26 protein-coding genes and 1 tRNA gene are annotated in these 26,614 nt (G+C 61.8%); 6 read left to right on the forward strand and 21 right to left on the reverse strand.

The window, feature by feature from the left end:
* Positions 1–76: 76 nt before the first annotated feature.
* The 9 genes from ACZ2HM_RS08855 to ACZ2HM_RS08895 form a co-directional block, all read right to left on the reverse strand.
* Positions 77–580 (reverse strand): asparaginase domain-containing protein, encoded by a 504-nt coding sequence (locus ACZ2HM_RS08855; protein WP_470425058.1) that lies wholly within the window; start codon positions 578–580, stop codon positions 77–79.
* A gap of 61 nt (positions 581–641) precedes the next feature.
* On the reverse strand, positions 642–1,451 hold the full coding sequence (proC, locus tag ACZ2HM_RS08860; protein ID WP_470425059.1) for a pyrroline-5-carboxylate reductase: 810 nt from the start codon (positions 1,449–1,451) through the stop codon (positions 642–644).
* A 4-nt stretch (positions 1,452–1,455) separates the two neighbouring features.
* A complete protein-coding gene (locus tag ACZ2HM_RS08865; RefSeq protein WP_037477312.1) occupies positions 1,456–1,962 on the reverse strand; it encodes a type III secretion system chaperone family protein in 507 nt (168 codons plus the stop codon).
* Positions 1,963–2,004: 42 nt separating this feature from the next.
* The gene (locus ACZ2HM_RS08870) at positions 2,005–2,304 is read right to left on the reverse strand and encodes an accessory factor UbiK family protein (RefSeq protein ID WP_470425060.1); all 300 of its coding nucleotides are present in this window, start codon (positions 2,302–2,304) and stop codon (positions 2,005–2,007) included.
* Positions 2,305–2,348: 44 nt separating this feature from the next.
* Positions 2,349–2,897, reverse strand: a complete 549-nt coding sequence (locus ACZ2HM_RS08875) for a TspO/MBR family protein (protein WP_470425061.1) — start codon at positions 2,895–2,897, stop codon at positions 2,349–2,351.
* Positions 2,898–2,919: 22 nt separating this feature from the next.
* Entirely contained in the window at positions 2,920–6,024 is a 3,105-nt protein-coding gene (locus ACZ2HM_RS08880; RefSeq protein ID WP_470425062.1) for an efflux RND transporter permease subunit, read from the reverse strand.
* 7 nt (positions 6,025–6,031) lie between these two features.
* Complete coding sequence (locus ACZ2HM_RS08885) at positions 6,032–7,078, reverse strand: efflux RND transporter periplasmic adaptor subunit (RefSeq protein WP_470425063.1); 1,047 nt, start codon at positions 7,076–7,078, stop codon at positions 6,032–6,034.
* Between the two features lie 88 nt (positions 7,079–7,166).
* Entirely contained in the window at positions 7,167–7,904 is a 738-nt protein-coding gene (locus ACZ2HM_RS08890) for a TlyA family RNA methyltransferase (RefSeq protein ID WP_470425064.1), read from the reverse strand.
* On the reverse strand, positions 7,904–9,928 hold the full coding sequence (locus tag ACZ2HM_RS08895) for a protein-disulfide reductase DsbD family protein (RefSeq protein ID WP_470425065.1): 2,025 nt from the start codon (positions 9,926–9,928) through the stop codon (positions 7,904–7,906). Before ACZ2HM_RS08895 ends, ACZ2HM_RS08890 begins: the two co-directional genes overlap by 1 nt.
* Before the next feature lie 76 nt (positions 9,929–10,004).
* Between ACZ2HM_RS08895 and ACZ2HM_RS08900 the strand changes: the two genes are divergently transcribed.
* Positions 10,005–11,654, forward strand: a complete 1,650-nt coding sequence (locus tag ACZ2HM_RS08900) for an alkaline phosphatase family protein (RefSeq protein WP_470425066.1) — start codon at positions 10,005–10,007, stop codon at positions 11,652–11,654.
* Between the two features lie 6 nt (positions 11,655–11,660).
* Here ACZ2HM_RS08900 and ACZ2HM_RS08905 read toward each other — a convergent pair whose 3' ends face one another.
* The 7 genes from ACZ2HM_RS08905 to ACZ2HM_RS08935 all read right to left on the reverse strand — a co-directional run bounded on the left by ACZ2HM_RS08905 (position 11,661) and on the right by ACZ2HM_RS08935 (position 18,778).
* Positions 11,661–12,977, reverse strand: a complete 1,317-nt coding sequence (locus tag ACZ2HM_RS08905; protein WP_037477296.1) for an ATP-binding protein — start codon at positions 12,975–12,977, stop codon at positions 11,661–11,663.
* An 8-nt stretch (positions 12,978–12,985) separates the two neighbouring features.
* Positions 12,986–13,696 (reverse strand): response regulator, encoded by a 711-nt coding sequence (locus tag ACZ2HM_RS08910; RefSeq protein WP_037477295.1) that lies wholly within the window; start codon positions 13,694–13,696, stop codon positions 12,986–12,988.
* Between the two features lie 181 nt (positions 13,697–13,877).
* On the reverse strand, positions 13,878–14,723 hold the full coding sequence (locus tag ACZ2HM_RS08915) for a TorF family putative porin (RefSeq protein WP_470425067.1): 846 nt from the start codon (positions 14,721–14,723) through the stop codon (positions 13,878–13,880).
* A gap of 266 nt (positions 14,724–14,989) precedes the next feature.
* A complete protein-coding gene (locus ACZ2HM_RS08920) occupies positions 14,990–16,486 on the reverse strand; it encodes a SulP family inorganic anion transporter (RefSeq protein ID WP_470425068.1) in 1,497 nt (498 codons plus the stop codon).
* 3 nt (positions 16,487–16,489) lie between these two features.
* Positions 16,490–17,188 (reverse strand): carbonic anhydrase, encoded by a 699-nt coding sequence (locus ACZ2HM_RS08925; RefSeq protein WP_470425069.1) that lies wholly within the window; start codon positions 17,186–17,188, stop codon positions 16,490–16,492.
* A 174-nt stretch (positions 17,189–17,362) separates the two neighbouring features.
* Positions 17,363–18,073 carry a response regulator gene (locus ACZ2HM_RS08930; protein ID WP_470426824.1) on the reverse strand — a complete coding sequence of 237 codons (711 nt, stop codon included), beginning with the start codon at positions 18,071–18,073 and terminating at the stop codon, positions 17,363–17,365.
* A gap of 168 nt (positions 18,074–18,241) precedes the next feature.
* Positions 18,242–18,778, reverse strand: coding sequence for a hypothetical protein (locus ACZ2HM_RS08935; RefSeq protein ID WP_470425070.1), 537 nt, complete (start codon positions 18,776–18,778; stop codon positions 18,242–18,244).
* Positions 18,779–19,004: 226 nt separating this feature from the next.
* Here ACZ2HM_RS08935 and ACZ2HM_RS08940 point away from each other — a divergent pair, with 226 nt between their 5' ends.
* On the forward strand, positions 19,005–19,973 hold the full coding sequence (locus ACZ2HM_RS08940) for a magnesium and cobalt transport protein CorA (protein WP_470425071.1): 969 nt from the start codon (positions 19,005–19,007) through the stop codon (positions 19,971–19,973).
* A gap of 5 nt (positions 19,974–19,978) precedes the next feature.
* Here ACZ2HM_RS08940 and ACZ2HM_RS08945 read toward each other — a convergent pair.
* From ACZ2HM_RS08945 to ACZ2HM_RS08965, 5 genes are all read right to left on the reverse strand, one after another.
* A tRNA-Arg gene (locus tag ACZ2HM_RS08945) sits at positions 19,979–20,055 on the reverse strand.
* A 36-nt stretch (positions 20,056–20,091) separates the two neighbouring features.
* Positions 20,092–20,565, reverse strand: coding sequence for a DUF1178 family protein (locus tag ACZ2HM_RS08950; protein WP_037472140.1), 474 nt, complete (start codon positions 20,563–20,565; stop codon positions 20,092–20,094).
* Positions 20,562–21,392: a carbon-nitrogen hydrolase family protein gene (locus tag ACZ2HM_RS08955; protein WP_470426825.1), complete on the reverse strand. Its 831-nt coding sequence runs from the start codon at positions 21,390–21,392 to the stop codon at positions 20,562–20,564. The genes ACZ2HM_RS08950 and ACZ2HM_RS08955 overlap by 4 nt, the downstream gene beginning before the upstream one ends.
* Before the next feature lie 5 nt (positions 21,393–21,397).
* Positions 21,398–21,655: a glutaredoxin 3 gene (grxC, locus tag ACZ2HM_RS08960; protein ID WP_037472139.1), complete on the reverse strand. Its 258-nt coding sequence runs from the start codon at positions 21,653–21,655 to the stop codon at positions 21,398–21,400.
* Positions 21,656–21,705: 50 nt separating this feature from the next.
* Positions 21,706–22,455, reverse strand: a complete 750-nt coding sequence (locus ACZ2HM_RS08965) for a ComF family protein (protein ID WP_037472491.1) — start codon at positions 22,453–22,455, stop codon at positions 21,706–21,708.
* Positions 22,456–22,495: 40 nt separating this feature from the next.
* Between ACZ2HM_RS08965 and ACZ2HM_RS08970 the strand changes: the two genes are divergently transcribed.
* From ACZ2HM_RS08970 to rfbB, 4 genes are all read left to right on the forward strand, one after another.
* Complete coding sequence (locus tag ACZ2HM_RS08970) at positions 22,496–23,344, forward strand: class I SAM-dependent methyltransferase (protein WP_037472138.1); 849 nt, start codon at positions 22,496–22,498, stop codon at positions 23,342–23,344.
* Positions 23,345–23,526: 182 nt separating this feature from the next.
* Complete coding sequence (locus ACZ2HM_RS08975; RefSeq protein WP_156106019.1) at positions 23,527–24,225, forward strand: hypothetical protein; 699 nt, start codon at positions 23,527–23,529, stop codon at positions 24,223–24,225.
* Between the two features lie 143 nt (positions 24,226–24,368).
* Complete coding sequence (locus tag ACZ2HM_RS08980) at positions 24,369–25,382, forward strand: phytanoyl-CoA dioxygenase family protein (protein ID WP_470425072.1); 1,014 nt, start codon at positions 24,369–24,371, stop codon at positions 25,380–25,382.
* 131 nt (positions 25,383–25,513) lie between these two features.
* Entirely contained in the window at positions 25,514–26,584 is a 1,071-nt protein-coding gene (gene rfbB / locus ACZ2HM_RS08985; RefSeq protein ID WP_037472276.1) for a dTDP-glucose 4,6-dehydratase, read from the forward strand.
* The last annotated feature ends 30 nt before the right edge of the window (positions 26,585–26,614 follow it).

Consider the following 26,614-nt stretch of genomic DNA (forward strand, 5'->3'; position numbering starts at 1 on the left):
CTGGTCCTGATCCTGTGTAGTTCGTCGATGTAAACGCCTCGACTGCGCCGTAAACCAACCCGAAAGACCATGGCTGTCAGGTCGGCATCGACACGAAGGCACCTTTGGCGCGGTCCTTGATCACTTGGTCGGCACGGAACACCGATCCGCTCATGGTGATGTAAACGCCGGGTTCCGCCACCTGCGCGGTGGCGAAGGCCATGCCGAGGTTGAAACTCGCATCGCTCTCCCCGAAGCGCGCGGGCGCGAGCGCACCGACGAGGACGATCGTCTTGCCCTCGATGCCCGCCAGCGCCTTGGCCGTGTCGGTCATCGTATCGGTGCCATGGGTGATGACGATATGCTTTTCCGCCGCGGCCGCAATCCGCGCATAGATGAGCGCGCGATCGCGATCGTCCAGTTCAAGGCTGTCCTTGCGGGTCACTTCCTCGATCCGAAACGGCCGCTTGACCCGTGCCACGTCCAGCAGCTTGGCCATCACCGTTTCGCCCACCTGATAGTCGGACAGCGCATCGAAATAGACTTTGTCGATCGTTCCGCCAGTGGTCAGCAGCAATATGGGGGTGTCGGGCGACAGCATGGGAAAGCTCCAAACAGGGAAGATATGCCCCTAGCGCAAATCGTCCCGTGCCGGAACCGGCCTATTCCCCCCGCGCCATCGCTTCGCCGCGATCCCGCGCCGCCGTCAATGTGTCGACCAGCAGCGTGCGCAGACGGTCGTCGGCGTCGAGGATGTTCATGCCTTCGCGCGTCATGCCGCCGGGACTGGCAACTCGATCGGCCAACTGGCTAGGGCTATCGCTGGCGCAGGCCGCCATATTGGCCGAACCTTGAACCGTCGCCAGCGCCATCCGAGCGGCCTGATCGGCGGGAATGCCGAGCGCTTCGCCTGCCTTGGCCAACGCGTCGATGAAGCGGAACACAAAGGCAGGACCACATCCCGACAGCGCCGTGACCTGGTTGAGCAACGCTTCGTCCGTCACCCATTCGGCAAGGCCCAACGGACGGATAAGGGCATCGACGGCATCCCTCGCCGGGGGTGCAGTGCGGCTATCCGTGAACAGCGCGGTCACGCCCTCGCCCAGCCCCACGGGCAAATTGGGCATGGCCCGCACAATGTCCCGAACCTGCGGGAAACATGCGCGCAGGTCCGCCAAAAGCGTGCCCGCCAGGATCGACACGATCCTCGTGTCAGCCGCGCATAGGGGCGCAAGTGATTCCGCCACATCGCCAATCTGATAGGGTTTCATGCCGAGCAGCACCGTGGTTCCAGCGGGCAATGCGGCGGGATAATCCGTCATCACCACCACGCCATCCGCCACCGCCTTACCGCTCGGACGCAGGACGGTAACGCGCGCAGGATCAAGGCCGCAAGCAAGCCAGCGCGACAACATCTGCCCCGCCATATTGCCACAGCCGACGAGAAAGAGGTGTTGGGGCCAGATCGTCATCGGCTCAGGCTTCGCCGCGCGTTTCGATCAAACTGGCGGAAATCGCTTCCGACGGGGATTTGCCGCCCCACAATACGAACTGGAACACGGGATAGAAGCGTTCGCATTCGTCGATCGCCGTTTCGACCAGCAGTTGCGCCTGGTCGAGCGTCAGCGTGCCGCCTGCGCCCAGCAGCGCCCCATGACGGAACAGAATGATGCCGCTCGAAGACCAGAGTTCGAAATGACCGAGCCAGAGCTGTTCGTTGATTAGGCCCAGCGTCTCGTAAATGACGCTGCGCTTCTCATCGGTGACGCGGATGTCGGGCATTGCCAATAGCTGCAACACCTGGTCTTCGTCGCGCCAAATGCCGCGCAATTCATATTGCGCCCAAGATCCTTGCGTGTTGGCGACGATCTCATCCTCGCCAACCTGCTCGTAGCTCCAGCCATGCGCCTCGTAAAAGGCCGCCAGCATATCGATCGGAGCGGCCTCCTGACCGCCATGTTCAAACTCGTCACTATCCATCATCGCCGCGCCTTATCACTGCATAAGGCGAAAAGACAGACAGGATCAGAGCGCGTCGCTTCCCTTTGGCTTGCTCGCCTTGACCGTCTTGGTGACGGGTTCGGACGTCCGCCCCTCCAGCGCGTCGAGGCGCGCCTTCAGCAATTCGACCTCTTCGCGCGCGACGGCAGCCATGGCCTTAACCGCATCAAACTCCTCGCGCGACACAAACTCCATGCCTCCAATCCATTCCTTGGCCTTTTCACGGGCATTGGCCTCGAACTCGCGGCTCATGCCCGCAACCGTACCGGCGGCACCGTTTACCAGCTTGGCCAGATCGTCGAAAAAGCGGTTTTCGCTCTGCATTGCTCTTGTCCTTTGCGGCGGCGCGATGGAACCTGCGCCAAAAATCATATCTGGGTGCTAAGCGCCGGTGCGACAAGGGTCTCGGCATCGGGATTGAGCCGTCCAATCTCATAATTGAGGAAGGAAGCAAAGGCGAGCCACGCCAGATAGGGGAGCAGCAGCAAACCGGCGACACGCCGTATCCGGCCAAACAGCCATATGGTTATCGCGACAACGACGATCAGCGCCAATATCAACATCAGCGCGCTGCCGACCTGATGCGCGCGGAAGAAGAGCGGCGACCAAGCAAGGTTCATGACCAGCTGGACCAGGAACAGGGTAATCGCCGGTCCCCGCCCCTTCGCGCCGCGCGCATGCAGGACGATAGCCAGTGCCAGACCCATCAATATGTAGAGAATGGTCCAGGCGACACCGAACAGCCAGCCGGGCGGCATCAATGCGGGCTTTTCCAACGCATCGAACCAACGATTGCCATAGCCGCTATTGGCGAGGCGCCCCGACAGGAAGCCTAAAAGTACAATGGCCGGAACGGTAAGCAGGGACCACCGCAGATAAGCGAGGCGCAACTGGCCGGGGGACGCGATCTCGTTCATCGGCAACGCTTCTCCATAACCCTCATTCCGCCGGTTCAGGCGCGTCCTTCAGCGCCGAATCCAGCTTTCGGCCGACGGTTTGCGGGGAAACCGTGCGCTTGGCAACGCGCGAATAGAAGATGGGGATGAGGAATAATGTGATCAGTGTCGCCAAGCTGACGCCCGATACGATGACCACACCGATCGACTGGCGCGCCGCCGCTCCCGCCCCGCCGCGGATGACCAGCGGCACTGCGCCGATGACCGTCGCGATCGAGGTCATGAGGATGGGACGCAGGCGGCGGGTCGCGGCCTCGCGAATGGCCTGCCCCACCTCCATGCCTTCGTCGCGCAACTGGTTGGCGAACTCGACGATCAGAATGCCGTTCTTGGCTGCCAGCCCCACGAGCATGACGATACCGATCTGGCTGTAGAGATTGATCGTGCCCCCAGTGATGATCAGCCCAATCACGCCGCCCGCCACGGCGAGCGGCACTGTGGCGATGATGACACCGGGATGGATGAAGCTCTCAAATTGCGCGGCGAGTAGCAGAAAGACGACGAGGATGGTGAGGCCGAAAATCAACCAGATCGATCCGCCGGTTTCCCGCAACGACTGGCTTTCGCCGCGATAGCCGATGGCCAGCACTTCGGGCGCTTGCCGTGCTTCATTCTCCAGAAATGTGAGCGCGTCCCCAAGCGAGGTTCCCGGTGCAAGGGCCGCGGTCAAAGTGATCGCGCGGAGCTTGTTGAACCGGTTAAGCTGACGTGGCCCTGCGACTTCACGCACGGTCACGACGGACGACAGTGGCACCAGCGCCCCGGTGCGGGTGCGGACATTGATCCGTTCCAGATCGGCGAGGGTTTGCCGCCCTTCGTCTTCGGCTTGCACGATGACACGATATTCCTCGCCCCGATCGACATAGGTAGTCACGCGGCGGGAGCCGAGCAGGCTTTGCAGCGCTTGGCTGACATCGTTAACCGACACGCCCAGATCGCCGGCGCGCTGCTGATCGACGTCGATCCGCATTTGCGGTTTGGTTTCCTTATAGTCGCTGTCGAGGTTGATCAAACCCGGATAGTTGGCGGCGGCCGCGGTGATGCGATCGCGTGCCGCGACCAGGCCTTCGTAGGTAGAGCCTGCAAGCACGATATTGACCGGCAGGCCGCGCCCGCGTCCCAAGCCAGAGCGCGGTGCGGCATTGCCGCGCACGCCTGGCTGGTTGGCGATGACATTGTTGATGATGGTCGCGACTTCCGCCGTTGTGATCGTGCGATCCTCCCAAGGTCGGAGGAAGGCGATGACATTGCCGCCGTTGAAGTCGTCGGTCGTACCAAAGCCGCTTGGCGTGCGGATAATCAGATTTTGAAGCGTGCCATCCTTGCGCAACGGCGAGAGTTCATCCTCGATCTTGCGCATATAGGTCAGCATCCGGGCATAGCCGGTGCCTTCGGGCGCGCTGATCTGGCTGTCGACGACACCTGTATCTTCGGCCGGTGCCAATTCGTTGGGCAACAGGGTGAACAAACCGCCTGCGATGGCGAGGAAAAGGCCGACCCCGATGAGTGGGATCAGGGGCTTGTTGAGCACCCGATCCAGCCACTTGCGATAGCCGCCTTCGATCCTCTGAAACCGTGCATCGACCCAGCGCGCCAAACGCCCGCGCTCCGCATCGTTGAGCAATTTGGAGCAGAGCATGGGTGCAAGGCTGAGGGAAATGAAGCCCGAAAAAGCAATGGCCGCGACCATCGCGATAGCCAGTTCACGGAACAGCAACCCCGTCTGTCCGGCGAGGAACATCACCGGCACGAACACCGCACACACGACCAAAGTGGTCGAGATGATGGCGAAACCCACCTGCCGCGTACCAAGATAGGACGCAAGAAGCGGGTCTTCGCCCTGTTCGATGCGGTGATAGACATTCTCAAGCACGACGATGGCGTCATCCACGACGAGGCCAATGGCCAACACGAACGCCAGCAATGTCAGCAGGTTGATCGACAGGCCCGCCAACCACATGACAGCACAGGTCGCCAACAGACAGATCGGCACGGTAATGGCCGGGATGATGGTAGCGCGCACCGAGCCCAGAAACAGGAAGATGACGAGAATGACGAGCAGCGCCGCCTCGATCAGCGTGTCGTAGACGTTGGCAATGGCACGGCTGATGAAGAGGGACTCGTCGGACCCGACGGCAACGCGCATGCCTTCGGGCAGGGTTGGTCGCAATTCCTCTGCCAAAGCCTTCGCCTTGTCGGCGACGTCCAGCGTATTGGCACCCGACTGGCGCACGATGCCCAATCCCACGGCCGTCCCGGCGTTGGATCGGAAGCTGTTATAGGGATTTTCCGCCGCTTCCTCGATCCGCGCGACGTCGCCCAGCTTGACCTGGTATCCGTCGGCACCACGGCCGACGACCAAGCTGGCGAACTGCGCGGTCGTAGCAAACGCCCGTTCGACGCGCAGCGTCTGATTCTGATCCTTCGATTCAAAGCGACCGGCGGGTAATTCGACATTCTGCGCACGCAGGGCGTTTTCCACGTCGGCTGGCGTCAGACCAAAGGCAGCCAGCCGCTCGGCATTCATCCACACACGGGTCGAAGGCCGCGCCTCGCCACCAATGGTAACCCGCGCCACGCCATCGATGGCAGAGAAGCGGTCCGCAACGTTGCGGTCGATATAGTCGCTGAGTTGAATCGAGGTCCAACCGGGGCGGGAGAAGGCCAGAAACAGGATCGGCCGCGCATCCGCATCGACCTTGCGAATTTCAGGAGCCAACGCGTCTTCGGGCAAGTCCTCAACCACGGAACCGACACGGTCACGCACGTCATTCGCCGCCGTATCAATGTCGCGCGACGGATCGAATTCGATGCTGATGTTGGACGTGCCATCCTGCGACGTCGACGTGATGGTCCTGATGCCTTGGACACCGGCCACCGCATCTTCGATCAACTGGGTGATGCGCGTCTCTACGACCGAAGCGGCGGCCCCGGTATAGCTTGTCTCGACCGATACGACCGGCGGGTCTGTATCGGGATATTCGCGTACCGACAGGCTGAGATAGCCGACCACGCCGACGATGCAGAGCAAGATGGCGACGACGGCCGCAAAAACCGGGCGGCGGACGGAGAGATCGGACAGTTGCATGACTGCTCTAGCCCGCAGGCTTGCGCGAAGGCGCTGGCTTGTCACCCGCCAGGCGCACGGTCGCGCCATCGCTCAGTTTCACCACACCCTCGATCACGACCTGCTGCCCCGCCTTCAGGCCGCTCAAAATCTCGACCTGTCCATCCTGGCGAATGCCAGTATCGACTTTGACCCGCTTCACCTTGCGACCTTCGAGCAGGAACACGAACCGGTCCTCGCCATCACCGACGATCGCCAGTTCGGGCAAAGCCAACGACTGGCGCTGGCGCGATGCGACGCTGACGGTCAGCAACATGCCGGGTTTGAGCGTCCGGTCAGGATTAGGCAAGATCGCCCGGACCCGCACTGCCCGCGTGGCGGGGTCGATCACCGGATCGATCGTCGCGATCGTGCCCGTATAGGGCCGGTCGGGCCAGGCGGCGGAAATAGCCTTGATCGACTGACCGGCCTGGATCGACGATAGCCGTGTCTCCGGGATGGTGAAGTCGAGCTTGATGCGTGACACGTCGCTGACCGTCGCGATGGCGGTGCCTGCCGACACGATCGCACCGGGCGAAACAATCCGCAGACTGGCCCAACCCGTGAAGGGGGCACGGATCACCCGGTCGCCGATCGACGCGCGCGCCTGATCGGCAGTGGCGCGCGCTGCGTTGGCCAGCGCGAGTTGCTGATCGAGCGACGACGCGGTCGCAAAGCCGCGGGTCTTGAGCGACTGGACCCGCTCCAATTGCTGGCGGGCCTGCAAGGCCTGCGCTTCGGCGGCCGCAAGCTCGGCCTGTTCCTGGCCAACCGCCAGCGTCGCGATCACCTGACCCTTTTTGACATAAGCACCATCCGCGAAATTGATCGATGTGATCCGCTCCGTCACCGGCGCGGACAAAACCACCTGCTCGTTGGCAAGGGCCGTGCCGACCGCCTCTAGGCGGTCGGTAAAGGTTGCCGTGGCGACCGGTGCCGCCTCCACCAGCGGAACGGCGCGCGGTTGCTGCGCCTTTTCACTGCCGCAACCGGCAAGGCAAAGCGCTGTAAAGGCGAGGAGATGGGGAAATCGCATAGGAGGGGGCTAACGGGCCTTTGCAAGCGGCACAACATGACCTTTTGCCGCTGGATGAACTTACTGGCGAGAAACGAACATGGGGCGTTTATCCACCAAGCCGCGCGTAGATGAGAAATTCGACATTGCCCTGTGGACCCGTAATCGGACTTTGTGTCAGGCCGATAACGGTCCAACCCTGCGCATCGATCCATGCCCGCACTTCCGCGCAAACCCGATCGTGGATCGCCACGTCGCGCACGACCCCGCCCTTGCCGACTTCGCCACGTCCCGCTTCGAACTGCGGTTTGATCAACGCTACCAGGGCGGCGCCGGGCCGGGCGAAGGTCAGCGGGCGTTCCAGCACCTTGGACAAAGCGATGAAGCTCGCGTCGCAGACGATACAATCGACCGGCTCCGGGATATGCGTTTCCGTCAATATGCGCGCACTGGTCTGTTCATGAACGATCACCCGATCATCCGAACGCAATTTCCAGGCGAGCTGATTGGTGCCGCTATCGACCGCATAGACTTTGGCCGCGCCGTTGGTCAGCAGCACGTCGGTAAAGCCGCCGGTCGAACTGCCTACGTCGATCGCGACCTGACCGGTCACGTCGATACCGAATGTATCAAGCGCGTGGGCGAGCTTGATGCCCCCGCGCGAGACCCAAGGATGGTCGCGACCGCGCACGTCGATCGCAGCGTCCGGCGCGACTTGCTGACCGGCTTTCTCCACCTTGCGATCGCCGAGGAAGACATGGCCCGCCAGGATCAACGCCTGCGCGCGGGCGCGGCTTTCCGCCAGGCCCAGATCGACGAGCAACTGATCGGCGCGTATCTTGGCCATCAGCGTACCAGTCCGGTCAGCGTCGCTACGCTCAGCAATTGCGGCAAGGTCTGCGCCTCCTTACCCGGCGCATACCAGAGGTAGAGCGGCACGCCCGAACGGCCCTGCGCTTCCAAGAAGCGGGTAATGGCGGGGTCGGCATTGGTCCAGTCGCCAACCATGACCGTTACGCCACCCTGTTCGAAACGGGCGCGCGTTTCGGCACGGTCGATGGCGGCGGCTTCATTGGCCTTGCAGGTCAGGCACCAGTCGGCGGTAAAATAGAGGAAAACGGGCTTGTTCGCCGCGCGCAGACTGGCCAGCTGCGCCTCGTCGAACGCGAGATGATTGGCGCTTGCTGTTTCCGCGGGGGCTTGCGTCGGCAATGTCACCGCTGCTGCGGCAAGCAACGCCACGCCCAACAAGGTGGCGATCAGTCCGCCCCCCCGGCCTGCACGCTGCCGCATGCCCAGCCACCAGAGTAGAAGCGCCAGCAGGAGCGCCGCCGCCAGACCGATAGTCATGCCCGAAACGCCGCGCTGCTGACCCAATAGCCAGGCAAGGCCGAGCGCGGTCAGGAACATAGGGATAGCGAGAATTTTCTGAAGGCGACCCATCCATGCGCCAGGCTTGGGCAAACGCCGCCGCAAAGCGGGGACATAGGCGAGCAGCAGGAAGGGCAGCGCCAGGCCCAAGCCTAATCCGGCAAACACTGCCAGCGCAGCGACCAGCGGCAGCAGCAGCGCCGCGCCCATGGCAGCCGCCATGAACGGCCCCGTGCAGGGAGTTGCGACGAAGGCGACCAACGCGCCGGTCCAGAATGACCCGGCTATGCCGCCTTTGCCCGCCAGTCGATCACCGCCGCCGATCGCACGAAAATCGAACAGGCCTGCCAGATTGAAGGCTATGAGCGTCACCAGCAGCAGCAAGCCCAGAATGATGCGTGGATCCTGCAACTGGAACGCCCAGCCAGCCGCCGTCCCCGCAGCGCGCAAGGCGAGCAAAATGCCACCAAGGGCAAGGCAGGTCATGATGACACCCGCCGTATAGGCCAGCGCTTCCTGCCGGACCACGCGCTCGTCGCCTCCGGCCTTGGCCAGTTTCATGACCTTGAGGCCCAGGATCGGAAAGACGCAGGGCATGATGTTGAGCAGCAAGCCGCCAAGCAAGGCGCCACCGAGCGCGGCCAGGATCGCCCCCGCCTGCCCCCCGCCCGACGATGCGGCAACCGCGCCCGGCTGCGCCGTCAGCAGGAAACCGACATGCTCGCCAGTTCGCAACACCGCCTGAACATTACCGCCCTTGCCGCCTTCGGCCGCATCCGTCTCGATCAGTAGGCGATCGCCATCGCGGGTGATGCTTTGCGGCGCGGCGTAGCGGGTGAGGCCCTCTGCCAGCGGAAAGAGATGGACATCGCGCGCCTGCGCATCCGCTGGAAATGGCACTGACAGGCGCAGCTTGCCGTCGGCGATGGCATAGGTCGACACACTGCCCAACGGCCGGGGGAGATGCGTGCGCCAGGCGTCGAACCGGGCGCGATCGGCGGCGCTGGCCTGTCCCTCGCCCGCTACGAGATCGAGCGCCATTTCCCCGCGTTCAGGCACGCACACTTTGTCGGTGCAAGCCAACCATTGCGCCTTCACCCGGACCGGCAAACGGGTGCCCAGTGCCACATCCGGCGCGACGGTCAGGTTCGCCAATATACCATAGGGGCCTTCATACACATGGTTCATCAGGCCGGAGATCAACAGCGTTTCAGGGACAGGGTAACGCAACGCCCCAACGCTGACGCCCTTTGGCAGCGTCCATTCGACGCTCATCCCCAAGCCTGCATCGCCCGGATTTTCCCAATAGCCGTGCCATCCTGCCTCCGGCGTCATGGCAAAGGCGATAGTCGTGCCCTTGCCGGGCTGCGGCGCGGCGCTTTCGGCCACCAGCCGCGCGGCGATATGCGGCGCTCCGCCCCCGAACGCGCCCTGGGCCAGCGCAGCGGGCGCGGCGAACAGCAACGCCAACGTCATCAATATGCCATGAAAAATCCGCATCGGGCCTCTGGTCGAGTGGGTGAGAGCGGGCTAGGTCCGGGGGCGTTCGCCGTCAAGGCTGGAGAAGGTACAGGAAATGTTGAAACATGTCGCCGCCGCCCTGCTGCTGGCCACCGCCATGCCGATTGTGGCGCAGACGCCTGCCCCGGCTACAACCTCCGCCCCGCCGAAGCTGATCGTCGCAATCAGCGTCGATCAATTTTCCGCCGATCTGTTCAGCGAATATCGCCAATATTATAGCGGCGGTCTCAAGCGACTGACCCAGGGTGCGGTCTTCCCCAACGGCTTTCAAAGCCATGCCGCAACCGAAACCTGCCCCGGCCACAGCACCATCCTGACCGGCAGCCGTCCGTCGCGCACGGGCATCATCGCCAATAGCTGGTTCGACCTCAACGCCGCGCGCCCAGACAAAGCGGTCTACTGCGCCGAGGACGAAACCCAGCCGGGCAGCAGCAGCGACGCCTATGTCGCGTCGCCTGTACATCTCAAAGTACCTACATTGGGCGGACGCATGAAAGCCGCCAATCCGGCGACCCGCGTGGTGTCGATTTCGGGCAAGGATCGGGCCGCTATCATGATGGGCGGGCCGACCGCAGACCAGGTCTGGTGGCTTGGCGGACCGCAGGGCTATGTCAGCTACAAGGGCGTCGCCAAACCGCCGCTCGTCGCCAAGGTGAATGAGGCGATGGGCCGGCAACTGGCGCAGCCCAATCCCGGCTTCGACCTGCCCGCCCAATGCGTAGCCAAGGATTTTGCTGTGCGCGCGGGCGACCGTACCGTGGGCACGGGCCGCTTTGCGCGTGCTGCGGGCGATTATAAGAGCTTCCGAATCTCGCCGGAACAGGATGCCATGACGCTCGCGTTCGCGGCGGCCGCCGTCGCGACGATGGCGCTGGGTCAGCAGGCGCAGACCGACATCATCTCCATCGGCCTGTCCGCCACCGACTATATCGGTCATAGCTACGGCACCGAAGGGACCGAAAGCTGCATCCAAGTCGATCGTCTGGACCGGGAACTGGGTGCCTTTTTCGACCGGCTCGACAAGGACGGCATCGATTATGTCGTGGTGCTGACCGCGGATCATGGCGGGCATGACTTGCCCGAACGGCATCGCCTGAACGCCATGCCGATGGAAAGCCGCGTCGACACCGCGCTCACGCCCAAGGCGCTGAACGCGGCCATAGCGCAGCGCACCGGCCTTGCGGGCAAGACCCTGATCTGGGGCGATGGCCCATCGGGTGACCTCTATTTCAACAAAGGGCTGACGTCCGCCCAGCGCGCGAAGGTGGAGGCTGCCACGCTGGCGCTGCTTCGTGCCCATCCGCAGGTCGCCGCCGCCTTAACCAAGGCCGAGATCGCCGCCACCCCCTCTCCTGTTGCCCCCCCCGAAAACTGGACCCTGATCCAGAAGGCGCGTGCCAGCTTCGATCCGACGCGGTCGGGCGACCTGCTCCTGCTGCTCAAGTCGCGGGTCATGTCGATCCCCGAACAGGCGGTAATGGGTTCAGTCGCCACGCATGGCAGCCCATGGGATAGTGACCGTCGCGTACCGATCCTGTTCTGGCGCAAGGACATGCGCGGCTTCGAACAGCCATTGGGCGTCGAGACGGTGGACATCATGCCCAGTCTGGCCGCGCTGATCGGCCTGCCGATCGCGCAGGATAAGATCGATGGGCGCTGCCTGGATCTGATCGCGGGCGAGGGAGATAGCTGCGCGGGAAAATAAGCGGCGTTAGCGCCGCACGTTCTTGGGCCGCTGCAGGCAGATTTCTGCCCGCAGTCCGCCTTCGGGGCGATTGATCAGCGTCAACTGCGCGCGTTCCAGTTCCACCGCTTTCTGCACGATCGCCAGCCCCAGCCCCAGACCGCGCGTGTTACGCTGCCGCGCGGTATCGAGCCGGGCGAAAGGCTTGAGCACTTCGCCGATCTGATCGCGCGGTATGCCGGGACCATCATCGTCGATGCGGATCAGCACCTCGTCCCCCACCCGCAGCAGGGAGACGCGCGCCCGCTGCCCATAATGGAGCGCATTTTCGATCAGGTTGCGGACGGCACGGCGCAGCGAAAGCGCATGAATCTCCATCTCCAGATGGTCCGGCCCGCTATAATCGACATCCTGCCCATGATCCTGGAACGCATCGACCACGGTCGCGATCGTGACGGCCAGGTCTGCCCGGACCAGAGGCTCAGGATTCTTCTCCCCGCCCAGAAAATCGAGCAGCGATTCGATCATGGCCCCCATCTCTTCGAGATCGCCATCCATGGCTTCGCGGACATCATCCTGCCGCACCGTTTCCAGCCGCAACTGCAACCGGGAAAGCGGGGTGCGCAGGTCATGGCCGACCGCCGCCAATGTCTCGGTGCGTTCGTTGATCAGGCGATGGATGCGAGTCTGCATGGCGTTGAACGCGCGGATCAGTTCGCGCACGTCGCTGGTTCCCGCTTCCGGCAGGATGACTTCGGCACCAAGGCCGATCTTCTCCGTTGCTCGCGTCAACTCCCGTAATGGTGCCAATGTGCGACGGATCAATATCCATCCGGCCACCAACAGCGCCAGCACCGGGATCAGGGCGAGGCCCATTCGGCCGATGGTGAAGGCCCATTTGCCACCGCCATGATGCATGCCGAAATAGAGCCAACTGCCGTCGGGCAGTTGCAGTCCGCCATTGATTTCCGAATGGCGACTGGGCGACGTGAGCCGCAGCCAGAGGCGCGAGCGTTCGAGTGTCGGTTCCCACGCGATGATCTGCTGCCGCATCCGTTCCAGTTCCGGCGACAGCGGCGGGGGCGGCGGCGATGCAGCCGACCAATGAACATCGTAGCGATCGGTGGTCAGTTGAACGCCCATGGCGCGCCGCTCAGCAGGCGGCTGTTCGGTCAATAATTTCCGGGCGATGACCAGATGTTCGGCCAGCCGCCGTGCTTCGTCATCCTGCAGCGATATCTGGCTTGCCCGTTCGTAAATGAGCGTGCCGACGGCAAATTCCAGCGTCAAGGTCAGGAGCAGGATCGCGAAGAGGCGGCCAACCAGCCCCAGCGATCCGTGCATGTGCCACCTCAAGCGCGGCTGACCTCTGCATTGAACATATAGCCGACACCACGCACGGTCGTGATCGGTGCGCCCCGGTCCTCGGTCGATAATTTGCGGCGCAGGCGACTGACCAGCACGTCGATGCTGCGGTCGCTGCTGTCGCCCATCCGGGTCCGCGACAATTCGATCAGGCGCTCGCGGGCGATGACCCGCTGTGGATGGCTCAGAAAACTGCCAAGCAGATCGAATTCCGCGCCTGTCAGATCGACCAGCCCGCCGGTTGGGGATCGCAGCTCGCGACGCGGGAAATTGACGACCCAGCCATCGAACCGGGCTTCATTCTCGCGATGTTCGTCCGGGCCACGCTCAAGTCCCACCCGGCGCAGGATAGCCCTGATGCGGGCGATCAGTTCGCGCGTGCCGAATGGCTTGGGGAGATAATCATCCGCACCCAATTCCAGGCCGACGATCCTGTCCGTTTCGCTGCCCTTGGCGCTGATGAAGATGATGGGGACATCGCTCTTGCGCCGGATCTGGCGGCACAGGTCGATGCCATTGGTGCCGGGCAGCATGACGTCGAGCACGACGAGATCGACGGGACCAGCATCGAACGCCACCCACATTTCCGGGCCGGACGAAGCGGGACGCACCTCATAGCCATGCTCCTGCAAAGCGCGGGCGGTCAGGGTGCGAAGCGGCGGGTCGTCTTCGACGAGGATGATCGACGGAGCGGTCATGAATGCTGCAAGGCGGGTGATGTCATGGCCATGGGATAGGGCCGACCGTTTCGGGGGTCAACCGGATCAGACGCACCGGACGCTTGCCAGCGGCTTAGCAACACTTTGTCATGCGTGCAGCAATGCGACGCAGATGCGAAAACGCCGGGACCAGTTGCTGGCCCCGGCGTTCTTTATGCTATTAGAATGCGGCCGAGATCGAGAAGACGATCTGGCTGCGGGCAATCGACTTGCCCACATCCTTGCTGTCGCCGGAAACCATGAAGTTCGGGCGCAGATAATTTTCTTCGACACGGGCAATGTCCGTATCGACATAGGCGACGCCCAGCGTCAGCGGCGTGCCAGGAATGGCGACGTCTGCACCGACCAACCAGTCGAGATATTTGCCAGTCGGCGCGATCGAGGTGCCGTTCGGGCCGAGGCCGGGGTTACCGTCCGACCAACCCAGATGCGCCTTCAGCGTAACCGGGGTGTTGGGCACCGAACCGCTGACATCGGCCCAGATGTAGAGATTGTCTTCCTTGTCGCCGGGGTTGAACACGGTGCATGCTGCATCACTGCAAACATTGCCCAGGGCTTCCTGCTTGGGCGCGTAGGCGACACCGACCAAGCCCTTTACGGGACCAACCGTGCTGGACAGCTTGATATAGGGTTCGGCGAAGTCCGTCTTATCAGCGCCCGACGGGTACATATACCAGGTCAGACCGACGTCGAGCGTCGCGCCGCCCAGTGGAATGGCATAACCTGCGAACAGGTCGAGTTCCATGTTGGAACCACCAAAACGACCCCAGCCGCCGAGATTGGATGCCCAGGTGCCAGCATAGGCCCCGCTTTCATGCGTAGCGGTGATGCCGCCTTGCACGGCCATGCCCTTGTCGCTCTGCGACACGCCACGGAAACGATAATCGGAAACGAGCGCTACGCTGCCGGTCACGGTGACGGGGCTGGTGGGCTCTTCCTGAGCAAAAGCCGGTACGCTAGACATCAGCGCGAGGGCGGCACAGGCGATTTTATACTTCATGAACATTCCCCTTTACGAAAGAATGTTCCGTCCTGCTTCCACTCAGCCCGAAAGTCTGTTGCTTGCGCCTTCAGTGCCGGTGGATGACCCTTGCCTATTCAAAATAGCCCCACAGTCAAACAGGTTTTTCTCGCATCTGCGAGATGGCGCGTATCGCTGTTGCATAACGGGCACAGTTCAATGCCTTGCCACGCTGATACAAAGTCAAAAAATGCCGCCGCGCCGGGGGTAGTGGCGCGGCGACACTCTGTATCGCCCGATATTTTGAAAAATCAGGCGACCAGTTGGCGCATCCGTCCGGTCGCACCAAATAATTCCACCGGAAGCCCGCTGCCGCGCCGACGCTCGACCCATTCGCGGACCATCTCTGCGGTCGTATGATCGATATGACCCAGACGTTCGACGTTGAGGATGACCAGACCACCCTTTGGCAACGAATCGAGCTTTGCCGACAATTTGGGTAGCGTCAGGAAGGTCGCGCTGCCGCGCAGAGCCACTTCATGCGCATCACCCCGGCTTTCATCCTCCAGCTTGAGGCGCAGGCGGCTCAAATGAGGGATGAGTTCCAGCATCGAAAGGCCGATGCCAACCAGAACACCGGTCAGCAGGTCCATGGTAACCACGCAGATCAGCGTGGCCGCCCAGACGATCGCGGGCAGCGGACCATAGCGGTGAAGCAGATGCCGAACATGATCGACGCTGACGAGGCGCACGCCGGTGACGACGAGAATGCCCGCCAAGGCGGCCATCGGGATTTCGCGCAGCAACCAAGGCAGCAAGGCGACAAAGCCCAGAATCCAGACGCCGTGCAGCACCGCCGACATGCGGGTCTTTGCGCCCGCCTGCACGTTGGCCGAGCTGCGAACGATAACGCCGGTCATGGGCAATGCACCGGCAAAGCCGCACAGCAGGTTGCCGACGCCTTGGGCGCTCAGTTCCCGGTTATAATCGGTACGCACGCCATCATGCATCCGGTCGACGGCGGCAGCCGACAGCAATGTTTCGGCGCTGGCAATGAACGCAATGGCGATGGCAATCGTGATGACCGCAGGGTCCATCATCGTCGCGAACAACCCCGCGTCCGGCAGGCTGACAGCCGCCACGATCGATTCGGGCACCACGACCCGCGCGACGGGAAGGGCGAGGAAGAAGGCCACTAGGGTCGCAAGCAAGACGCCCACCAGTGCGCCGGGGACGAGCTTCAGCGACGCAGGGCGGAACTTCTCCCAGCCGAGCATGCCGCCAATGGTAACCAGGCCGATGGTGAAGGCCGTTACCGTGTCGCCAGTGGAGAGACCGAGCAACTGCGCAGGCATGGCCAGCAAATTGGCTAGACCGCTCGACAGGGGCGTATCGTCGAACAGCACATGAAACTGGCCAACGACGATCAACACGCCGATGCCAGCCAACATGCCATGGACGACGGCCGGCGAAATCGCGCGGAACCAACCGCCAACGCGCATCAAGCCCGCCACCACCTGTATGGCCCCCGCCAGAATCAGGATCGGTCCCAGTGCGGAGAGACCCTGTTCGCGCACGATTTCAAAGACGATGACCGCAAGACCAGCGGCAGGCCCGCTGACCTGCAGCGGAGAACCCGCCAGCAGGCCGACAACAATGCCGCCGATGATGCCGGTAATTAGACCCTTTTCCGGCGGAACGCCGGAGGCAATGGCAATGCCCATGCAGAGCGGCATCGCCACCAGAAAGACGACGATCGACGCCGTGAAGTCGCGGCCGAAGGTGCCGCCGGAAAAGGCTTTCAGCATGATTTACTCCGCCGCCAGGGCATATTCGCCATCGCCAGCCAGTCGACGGGCATGGGGCAGCGCAATCGGCATGGGCTGATCCTCGCGGAGCGGCATGAAACGACCAGTCTCGCCATCCAGGCCCAGCACCTGACCGGCGTGAATGTCCACATACCAACCATGGAGCGCGATATCGCCACGCGCGATGCCCGAAGCGACCGATGGATGGGTGCGCAGATGGGCCAGCTGTACGACGACATTTTCCAGCGCCATGTTACGCAACTTTTCTGCGTCGGTCAGCGTGTCGGGATAGCTCTCGCTGCAAACCTGCTGCGCGGCATGGGCATGACGCAACCAAGCCGCGACGTTGGGCATTTTGGAGAGGTCGGCATTGGTCGACATCGCCTTCATAGCGCCGCAGTCGCTGTGACCACATACGATGATGTCACGCACGCCCAATACCATCACCGCATATTCGACGGTGGAAGTGACGCCGCCATTCTGCGTCGCATGCGGGGGTACGATGTTCCCGGCATTGCGGCATACGAACAGATCGCCCGGCTGTGCCTGCATGATATGTTCGGGCACGATCCGCGAGTCGGCGCAGGAGATCATCAGCGCCTTGGGGCTTTGCCCATCGCTGGCCAGCCGATTGTAAAGCGCGCTTTCATTAGGAAACACATGCTTTTCGAAGCTGAAGACGCGGCCTAGAAGCTCGTTCATGGGGTCTATCCTTCTATTGCTATGCCGGTCAGGGGGAACCAGCTCAGTCTCGGACAATAGAGGTCAGGTTTTGCTGCGTCGCAGCGGCTTTGTTAAAAAACATGTCTGGATGGCAAAATCGTTACGGGGTGATCGCCATTGCGAAAAACCAGCAATTCCGGGCGTTTTAGTGGGTCAGCGTCGCTCCACCGCCGCGCTGAACATATAGCCTGCGCGTCTTACGGTAACAATTGGGGCAGGTTCATTGCCCCATTGCAGCTTTCGACGCAAACGGCTGACCAGCACGTCGATACTGCGATCGGACGATGGCGCGTCGCGCACGCCTGCCAACTCCATCAGCCGCGCGCGCGTAAGCACGATTTGCGGATGATCGAGCAATACGCCGAGCAACGCGAACTCGGCCGCGGTCAGACCAACAGCCGCGCCCGTCGGATCAGCCAGCGTCCTGCGCGAAAAATCTACGGTCCATCCGTCGAAGAACGCCATGGATTGGCGCGGCAGGCCGATCGCGCGCTCGCCCCGCCCCCGCCGCAGGACGGCACGCAGGCGCGCAGCGAGTTCACGCGCAGAATAGGGTTTGTTGATATAGTCGTCCGCGCCAAGCTCCAATGCGACGACGCGATCGACCTCCGAACTATTGGCCCCCACCAGGATCACCGGCACCTCGCTCCGCGCACGCACGTCTCGGCACAAGTCCATGCCATCCGCGCCGCGAAGCGCGGCGTCCAGCACTATGACGCCAACGGGCATGGTGGCCAGCGCCTGAAAAATCTGGGCAGCACCACCGCTTGGCACAACTCTAAAGCCGGTTTCCTCCAGATGCGTGCGGACCGCTTGCTGCTGCGCGGCTTCCGTTTCCGTCACCAGGATGAGCGGCGGGGTCATGCCCAAAGATCGTGCCATCCACACTTGCCTCGACCGCCGATCATGCGCGTACCTCCTGCAACAGACGGACGCCCCCAATGCGCCCGTAACGGGGCCCGGCTTAGATCGCCTGAATGTCTCTGAAATTTGCCGAACGTTACAAATTATTGCGCAGGCGACACAGCAGCGTCAAACCGACGATAATTCCGGCATTTTCGTCCCAATCTGCGGTGGTGCAGCGGCGGGGAGTTGCGCCAGCATGGTGGCGAGCCACAAGGCGTCGGTGCCCGCGCGATGGCGTGTGGGGCATCGACGGTCGGCGATCGCCACGGCCTCACGGACTTGCGCATCGTCGGCATGCCGTTCCGCAACAATCGCGGAGACATGCTCGATCAGGAAGGGCGCGGGTCGACCCGCAGCTGAAGCAAGCGTGTCCAGCCATTGTTGATCGATGCGGCTGTCCGCTACCACGCGCCGACCGGTTGCGGCATCGCTCAGCAAGGCCCATACCGCATCGACATCCAGGCCCTTTTGCACGAGCATCGATCGATCAAGACCGTGCAAGGCCTGCGCCTCCTGCGTCCAGCCCCAGTCTTCCCAATCCTGATGCGGCCGTATCAACCAACTGCACGACCAGCCTTCCACCGCAATACCGACCTCGATCGGGAAGGACCGACCATGGCGCGGGAGGCAGGACGCCTCGAAATCAATGGTCAGGATAGACACGGATGTAGCTCCACTGTGCGCGTGACCCGGTTTATCCCGGCCTGGGTGCCCGCATCGATACATCCCTTTCGCGCTCGACTGTGTCAGAGCGAAGTCAGCTTGCGATGGTTCCCGATAAAATTGCGCCGGGCGAGGCTGGCGAGCGACGAACAGATGGGCGTGCTTGGAGGACGCGGGAAAGGCCATCTGCTAATCGGCATGTCCGACTCCATATGCAGGATCACTCATGACCGTCATCGCCGCCTATCTCTATCGCAATGGCCGCCGCGTCAGGCCGGTGACGATCGACGAGCGGATCGACTGCGCGCACGACAAATCCGAATTCGTCTGGATCGGCATGGCTGAACCGACGATCGCGGAAATGGAAACCCTCCGGAGCAGCTACGACCTGCACCCGCTGGCGATCGAAGATGCCATCAAGGCCAATCAGCTGCCCAAGGTCGATATTTATGGCGACCAATTGTTCGTGGTTGCGCGCACCGCCCATGTCGAGGAAGGCAGCATCTGTTATGGCGAGACCGCGATCTTCGTCGGCCACAGCCATATCATCAGCGTACGTCATGGATCAGCTCGCGCGCATCATATGTTGCGGCAGGAACTGGAAGCCGTGCCGGATCGACTGGCGCAAGGCGTGGACTATGTGCTGCATGCCGTCCTCGATTTCATCGTCGATGGCTATCTGCCCGTCATCGAGGGCGTGGAGGACGAAGTGCTGGCGATGGAGCAACAGACCGTCGATCAGTTCCTGGGGCGGGAAGACATCACCCGGATATTCAATCTACGCAGGCAGGTGATGCGTTTCCAGCGTATCCTGACGCCGATGCATGAAGTCGCCAACAAGTTCGTCAAACTGGACCTCCCCTGCATCGACGCGGAGGCAAGGCCCTATTTCAGCGACGTGCGCGATCATGTCCGCCGGGTCCAGACCATGGTCGATGATCTGCGCGAAATATTGATGTCCGTGTTCGAATTCAGCAACCTGCTCGAACAGCAGCGGACCGGCGCTATCACCCGCCAGTTGGCCGCCTGGGCTGCGATTCTGGCCGTGCCGACCGCCATCGCGGGCATATATGGCATGAATTTCGACAATATGCCCGAACTGCGGACGCGCTACGGCTATTTCGTCGTGTTGGGCGTGATCACGATCATCTGCAGCCTACTCTATGCCCGCTTCCGCAAGCTCAAATGGCTGTAGGAAGATGGTGCACCCGACGGGATTCGAACCCATGGCCCTTAGATTAGGAATCTAATGCTCTATCCTGCTGAGCTACGGGTGCACGCCCGGCACGCTCTATTATGCGTGAACGGCGCGGTCAATTCTTCGCTTCGGGCGGGATGACCGGGAAAGGTAAGGGCGCGACTTCGACGCCTTCGGCGATCAGCGCCTTGGCCTCCTGCGGCGCGACTTCGCCGTGTATGCTGGCGCGATCCTGCTCGCCATAATGCATGGCACGGGCCTGTTCGGCAAAGCCGTGCCCGACCCAGGTCGATCCCTCCAGCGCCTTGCTCTGCGCCTGCGCCAGCGCATCGACCAGCGCCCGCATCTTCGCCTCGTCGCCGCCATTGGCGACCACCGGGGTTGTGGCTTCTGGGCGCGGTACCACCGCGCGACTATTGCCCTTGGCCGCAACGGCCGGGGCCATCACCGCTTTCATCACGCGCGCGTCACCACAAAGCGGACAGGCAATCAGACCGCGCGCCTGCTGGTCGGCATAGTCGTTGCTGGAGCCGAACCAGGCTTCGAACACATGGCCCTGCCCTTCGCATTTGAGGTCGAACACGATCATGCCAGCGTCACCTGCGCCGGGATCGGGCGGCGGTTGGCAATGGCGGGCACGCGCCCGCGCACGGCGTCGATCCGCGACAGGTCGAGATCGACAAGGGCGAGCCCAGCCGTCTCGCCCATGTCGAGCAGAACATCGCCCCACGGATCGACCACCAGGCTATGGCCATAGGTCGTCCGGCCATCCGCATGATTACCGACCTGCGCCGTCGCGATCAGGAAGCAGCCCGCTTCGATCGCGCGGGCACGCAGCAGCACATGCCAATGCGCCTGTCCCGTCGGCACGGTGAAGGCGGCCGGTGCCAACAGGATCGTTGCCCCTGCATTGGTGAGCGCGCGATACAGGTCCGGGAAGCGCATGTCGTAGCAGATTGAAAAGCCCATCCGGCCCCAGGGCGTATCGGCCGCAACCACTTGCTCCCCCGGTCCATAGGCCGACGACTCGCACCAGCTTTCGCCTGTTGCCAGATCGACATCGAACAGATGGATCTTGTCATAGGTCGCGCGGATCGCGCCGGTATCGTCGATCAGGAAACTGCGATTGGCCCAGCGACCGTCGGCGCGCTCGTCCTTGAGCGGCAGCGAGCCGATATGCACCCACAACCCTTCGCGCGCCGCCGCATCCCGCACCGCCGCCAGCACGCCATCGTCCGCCTGGCAACGCAAGGTCGCCGCCGCGCGTGCCCGGTCCCGATCAAGATAGCCCGCCATTTCGGGCGTGAAGAGCATGTCTGCCCCCTCGCCCTTGGCGCGCGCGATCATTTCCACGATCGCGGCGGCATTGGCGGCGGGGTCGATCCCGCTGGTCATTTGGAACAGCGCGGCGCGCATGTGCATCAGAGGCCGAGCAAGGCGTCGAGCTTGCCCTGTCGGTTGAGCGCCGCCATGTCGTCGCTGCCGCCGATATGCGTACCGTCGATGAAGATTTGCGGCACGGTCACCCCGCCATTGCTGCGCGCCAGCATTTCCTCACGCTTGGGGCCGCCCATGCTAATGTCATATTCCTCGAACGCCACGCCCTTGTCGCGGAACAACGCCTTGGCGCGCGCGCAATAGCCGCAAAATGCCTTGGTATAGATTTCGACCTTCGCCATATGCCTGTCATACTCCTTAGCGTCCGAAATTGGGCGCGCACACCGCTTTGTCAATCCGCAGCGTCGCGCGGCAAGGCCCGTGCCCAGCACAATAGACGCACATGACTCGCCCCGCCCCGGTGCAGAACCTGCGCACAGGCCGCCGCCGTCGCGCCGCTGGTGTGGACATCGTCGATCAACAAGATACGCCGCCCCTTCACCCCATGCCCATCCGCCAGCGCAAAAGCACCGCGCACCGTCTTCGCCCGTGCCGCCGGGTTCATGCCCCGCAAGGGCTGGGTCCGACGGGTCCGCAGCAACAGATGTTTTTCGACCCGCAACCTGGTCAGGCGGCCCAGATGATCGGCGATCAGCGCCGACTGGTTGAACCCCCGCCCCCATAATCGCCAGCGATGCAGCGGCACCGGCACGATCAGCGGCGGATCGTCGCCATGATCAGGCACATGACGCAGCATCTGTCGCGCGATCAGCCGCGCCAGGCCGATCCGCCGCCCATATTTGAGCCGCAGCGCCACGGTGCGCGCGACATCGCCATAGGCCAGCACCGCCCGCGCGCTGTCGAAGGGCGGCGGATCAACGAGGCATCGCGCGCATTCCGCCCCCTCCCCCATATCGTGCGGAAAGGGCAGGCCGCAGCGCGCGCAACAGGGTTCGCCCAGCAACTCCATCCCGCCCCAACAATCGAGGCAGAAAGCAAAATCCTCCTGCACGATCGCGCCGCAACCGGGACAGCGCGGTGGCAGCGCATAATCGACCAGCGGACGGATCGCGCCCTTGAGAAGCGGCAAGACGGACATCATCTGCTTGTCCCCGCTTGCCGCCCGATGCACAAGGCCCGCCATGACCGCCCCCGACATATTCGACCGATCGCGCCGCGCCCAGGGTCGCGACCGCATGATCACCCGTTTTGCCGATCACGACTTTCTCTATCGTGCCATGCTGGAGGAATTGCTCGACCGACTGGCCGACGTGCAGCGCGACCTGCCCGAAGCACTGATGATCGGCTGCCCTGACGACAGCGCGAAGGCCGCGTTGGAAGCGATGGGCAAGCGCGTCGCCTGCGTGGATCCCGGCTTCCTCGCCGCGCGCGGGGCAAACGGCGTGCAGGGCGACGAAGATGCCCTGCCCTTTGCCGATGACAGTTTCGACCTCATCATCGCCTGCGGCACGCTGGACAGCGTCAACGACCTGCCCGGTGCGTTGATCCTGATCCGGCGCATCTTGCGACCCGACGGATTGATGCTCGCCGCCTTCACGGGTGCGGGCAGCCTGCCAAGGCTCAAGGCCGCATTGCTGGCGGGTGAGGGCGACCGGCCAGGCCAGCATATCCATCCCCAGATTGATGTCCGCGCGGCCGGCGATTTGCTCAGCAGAGCGGGCTTTGCCATGCCGGTCGCCGATGGCGAGACGCTCGTCGTGCGCTATGGCGACATAGTGCGGCTGATGCGTGACTTGCGCGGCATGGGCGCGGGCAACCGACTGGCAGAGCAGCCACCGCTACTGAACCGCGAAACGCTGGCAAGAGCAGGCGCGCATTTCGCGCAGGCAGCGGACGCGGACGGCCGGACGGCCGAGCAAATGGCGATCGTCTATCTGTCCGGCTGGAAACCCGACCCCAGCCAGGCAGCCCCTGCCCGACGCGGCAGCGCCACCATGTCGCTCGCCGCCGCGCTCAAGGGCAAGGCCTGATCGTGGCAGAGGAAATCTGCGAAGATTTCGCTTGCTCGCCATCCTATGCGTAGCTTCCGCCGCCGAGCGACGACCCATAGACGTCCACTCAGCCAGACCTCACCTTGGAAATACCAATAGACTGACGCATTTCTCCCTTTTTGCGGTCGACAATGTGCCAATTGCCAGTCATTGGAAAGGCGATGCAAGAGCCAGAAATTGATCTGCCAAGTGGCGATGGCCGAACCGCCGATTCAGTCGAACCCGCAGGCACTTTGTTTGTCATAGAGGAAATGCGGCAACGTTTGGCGACTCTAGAGCAGATGACGGCGGCGATTATCGGTCGGATCGATCAATTGCAGCATCTCGCTGAATTGTCATTTGCAGAAACCCACGCCCGCCGCCGTGACGACGCGACGAAGCCTCAAGGCCAATCAAGCTGGTCCAGCGCAGGCTTTCCCCTCATCCCCCGCAACATACCGGTATTTTTCGGTACGCTTCGCGATAACCAAACTGTCGATGTCGATGATATCTTGGTCAGAGGTTGGTACACCCGTGAGGAATGGGGCGTTTGGGGTCAAGATTCAATTCAGGAATTGCGGTTCGCCATGGACGGCTATGGCGGCGGATATGCAACCGTACACCTAGCCCTTCAATGCTTCGTACCACCAGGCATGAGCCATCAGAATATCGATATCCTTGCGAACGGTTATTTTCTCGGCAGTTTCGATCTGCCGGGAGGATTGCAGATGATCAAGTTGCGGCTACCTCCTTCCTGCATCTGCAACGGCGATATTTTGTTGCAAACTCAGCAAGACAAAACATTTTCTCCTGCTGCATTTAGCGATAGTCTGGACACCAGAGTGTTAGGCATTGGACTCATATCACTTGACGCAGGCTGAGGGTGCCAATGAGCATTGAGGTAAATAAATTTTACGCCGCATCGCGTTACCCTGCTTAATCCTATGCTTCGTTCTGACCATTGGAAATATCGCTACATCACGCTGCCTCTAGAAGCCTATATCGCTCTGAAAGGATGATCCCCGTGAGTAAGAATGATGATCCCGCTTTCCACTCGCGATTTGGTGGCTTGTGGGTGGACCGCGACGACTGGCGTCAGCAGATAACGGCCCGTCATTTGACATCCGAGCAAATAAATCAGATCGAATTTTTTGTTAGAAACGGCTTTATCATTCTACACGCTGCCGCAACACCAGAAAAAGTTGATGCATTTCGACGTAAAATAGAGACGTCTTTCCGCGAAGGAAATAAAGACGTTCTTTATCAGCGGCATGATGGCTATGATACTTTGCCATTAAGTCAACCTGAGGACAGATTGGGCGTACGTGTCGTCGATTCTTTTGTGCCGTTTGCGGAAGCTCTCGATCTTTTTTCTTCTCCATCATTGATTGCATTTTTGCAGCTGATATTCGACGCTGATCCCCTGTTGTTTCAGAGCTTGAGTTTCGATCAAGGGTCGCAACAGGGACTCCATCAAGACACGGCTTATGTTGTTGTCGATCAACCGTTAGAACTAGCCGCCTGCTGGATCGCGTTGGAAGATATTCAACCGGGTTCAGGCGAACTGATGTATGTTCCCGGTAGCCATCGGCTGCCCGACTGGAATTTTGGTGGGGACAGAAAACATTGGGTTGCCACCGAGGATGGGAAGGAGCCTCATGACGATTGGGCTCGGCATCTAACGCAGCATGCCAAAGATAGCCAATATGGAGTCCAATACTTCCTCCCCAAAAAAGGCGATATATTGGTATGGCACGCGGATTTGGCGCATGGCGGCGCGCCAGTCAAAAACCCCGACCTGACGCGGCAAAGTTTGGTCGGCCATTTTTGTCCGCAAGGGCGGTCACCCCATTTTTTTTCGACGTCTCCCCATTTGGCCACCATTCGTCATCGCGGTTCGCTTGCTTATTGCAGCCAGCATTATGACCTCGCCGGGCGACCCGATCAAACGCGGACGGACGCTAAAATACCCCCGCAACAAAATTTTATGTCGAGCATAGAGGCATTTCGTCAGGCGACGAAAAAGCAGGCCTCCTGATTGCAGTGCAGCACATTTTGCGGCTACTGCTTTGCGACGGGTAAGGGAATCATAAGTCGCTCGCAATCTGAACAGACTAGGGCGCGCTATTTCTTCGACGTGGGGATTTCAAGGGAGCGAAATACGGGCATATGGCCAATCTGATCATCACTGGAGGAGCCGGTTTCATCGGCGCGAATTTCGTCCGTCATTGGCGCAAAGCGTCTCCCGATGACGGTATCGTCGTCCTCGATGCGCTGACCTATGCAGGCAATCCTGCCAACATTACCGATGTGCCCGACGTCGAATTGGTCGTCGGCGACATTTGCGATACCGACCTCGTTTCCCAACTGATGGCCGATCATGATATCGACACGATCGTTCATTTCGCGGCGGAAAGCCATGTCGACCGATCCATCACTGGCCCTGACGCCTTTGTGACGACCAATGTCATCGGCACGCACAGTCTGCTCAAGGCGGCCAAGACCGCCTGGCTCGACAAGGGCACCGGCCGCCCCCATCGCTTCCACCATGTCTCGACCGACGAAGTCTATGGCACGTTGGAACTGGATGATCCGGCGTTCAGCGAAACCACCCCCTATGCCCCCAACTCGCCCTATTCGGCGTCGAAGGCGGGATCGGACCATCTGGTTCGGGCCTATCATCACACCTATGGGCTGGAAACGACGACCAGCAATTGTTCGAACAATTATGGTCCCTACCAGTTTCCCGAAAAGCTGATCCCGCTGTTCACCATCAATGCGCTGTCGGGCAAAAATCTGCCTATCTATGGCGATGGCATGAATATCCGCGACTGGCTGCACGTCGAAGATCATTGCATCGGCATCGAACTCATTCTGCGCAAGGGCCGGATCGGCGAAACCTATAATGTCGGCGGCGGGCAGGAATTGCCTAACATCGAAGTGATTCGCGAAATCTGCCGCGGTGTGGATGCCGCTTTCGAGCGCAATCCCGCCCTCGCGACGATGTTCCCCGATGCGCCCGCCGCGCAGGGCCGCCCTTCGATCGACCTGATGACCTATGTGCAGGACCGCAAGGGCCATGACCGTCGCTATGCCATCGACGAAACCAAAATTCGCAGCGAATTGGGCTACGCTCCATCGCGTGATTTCCCGCAGGGTTTTGCTGACACACTCAACTGGTTCCTGGATAACCAGGACTGGTGGCGTCCATTGATGAACCGCGCTGAGTTGGGTGGCTAATAGAACCTGACCTCCTTCGAACCGCCTTAG

Source organism: Sphingobium sp. KKT206 (assembly GCF_055640555.1).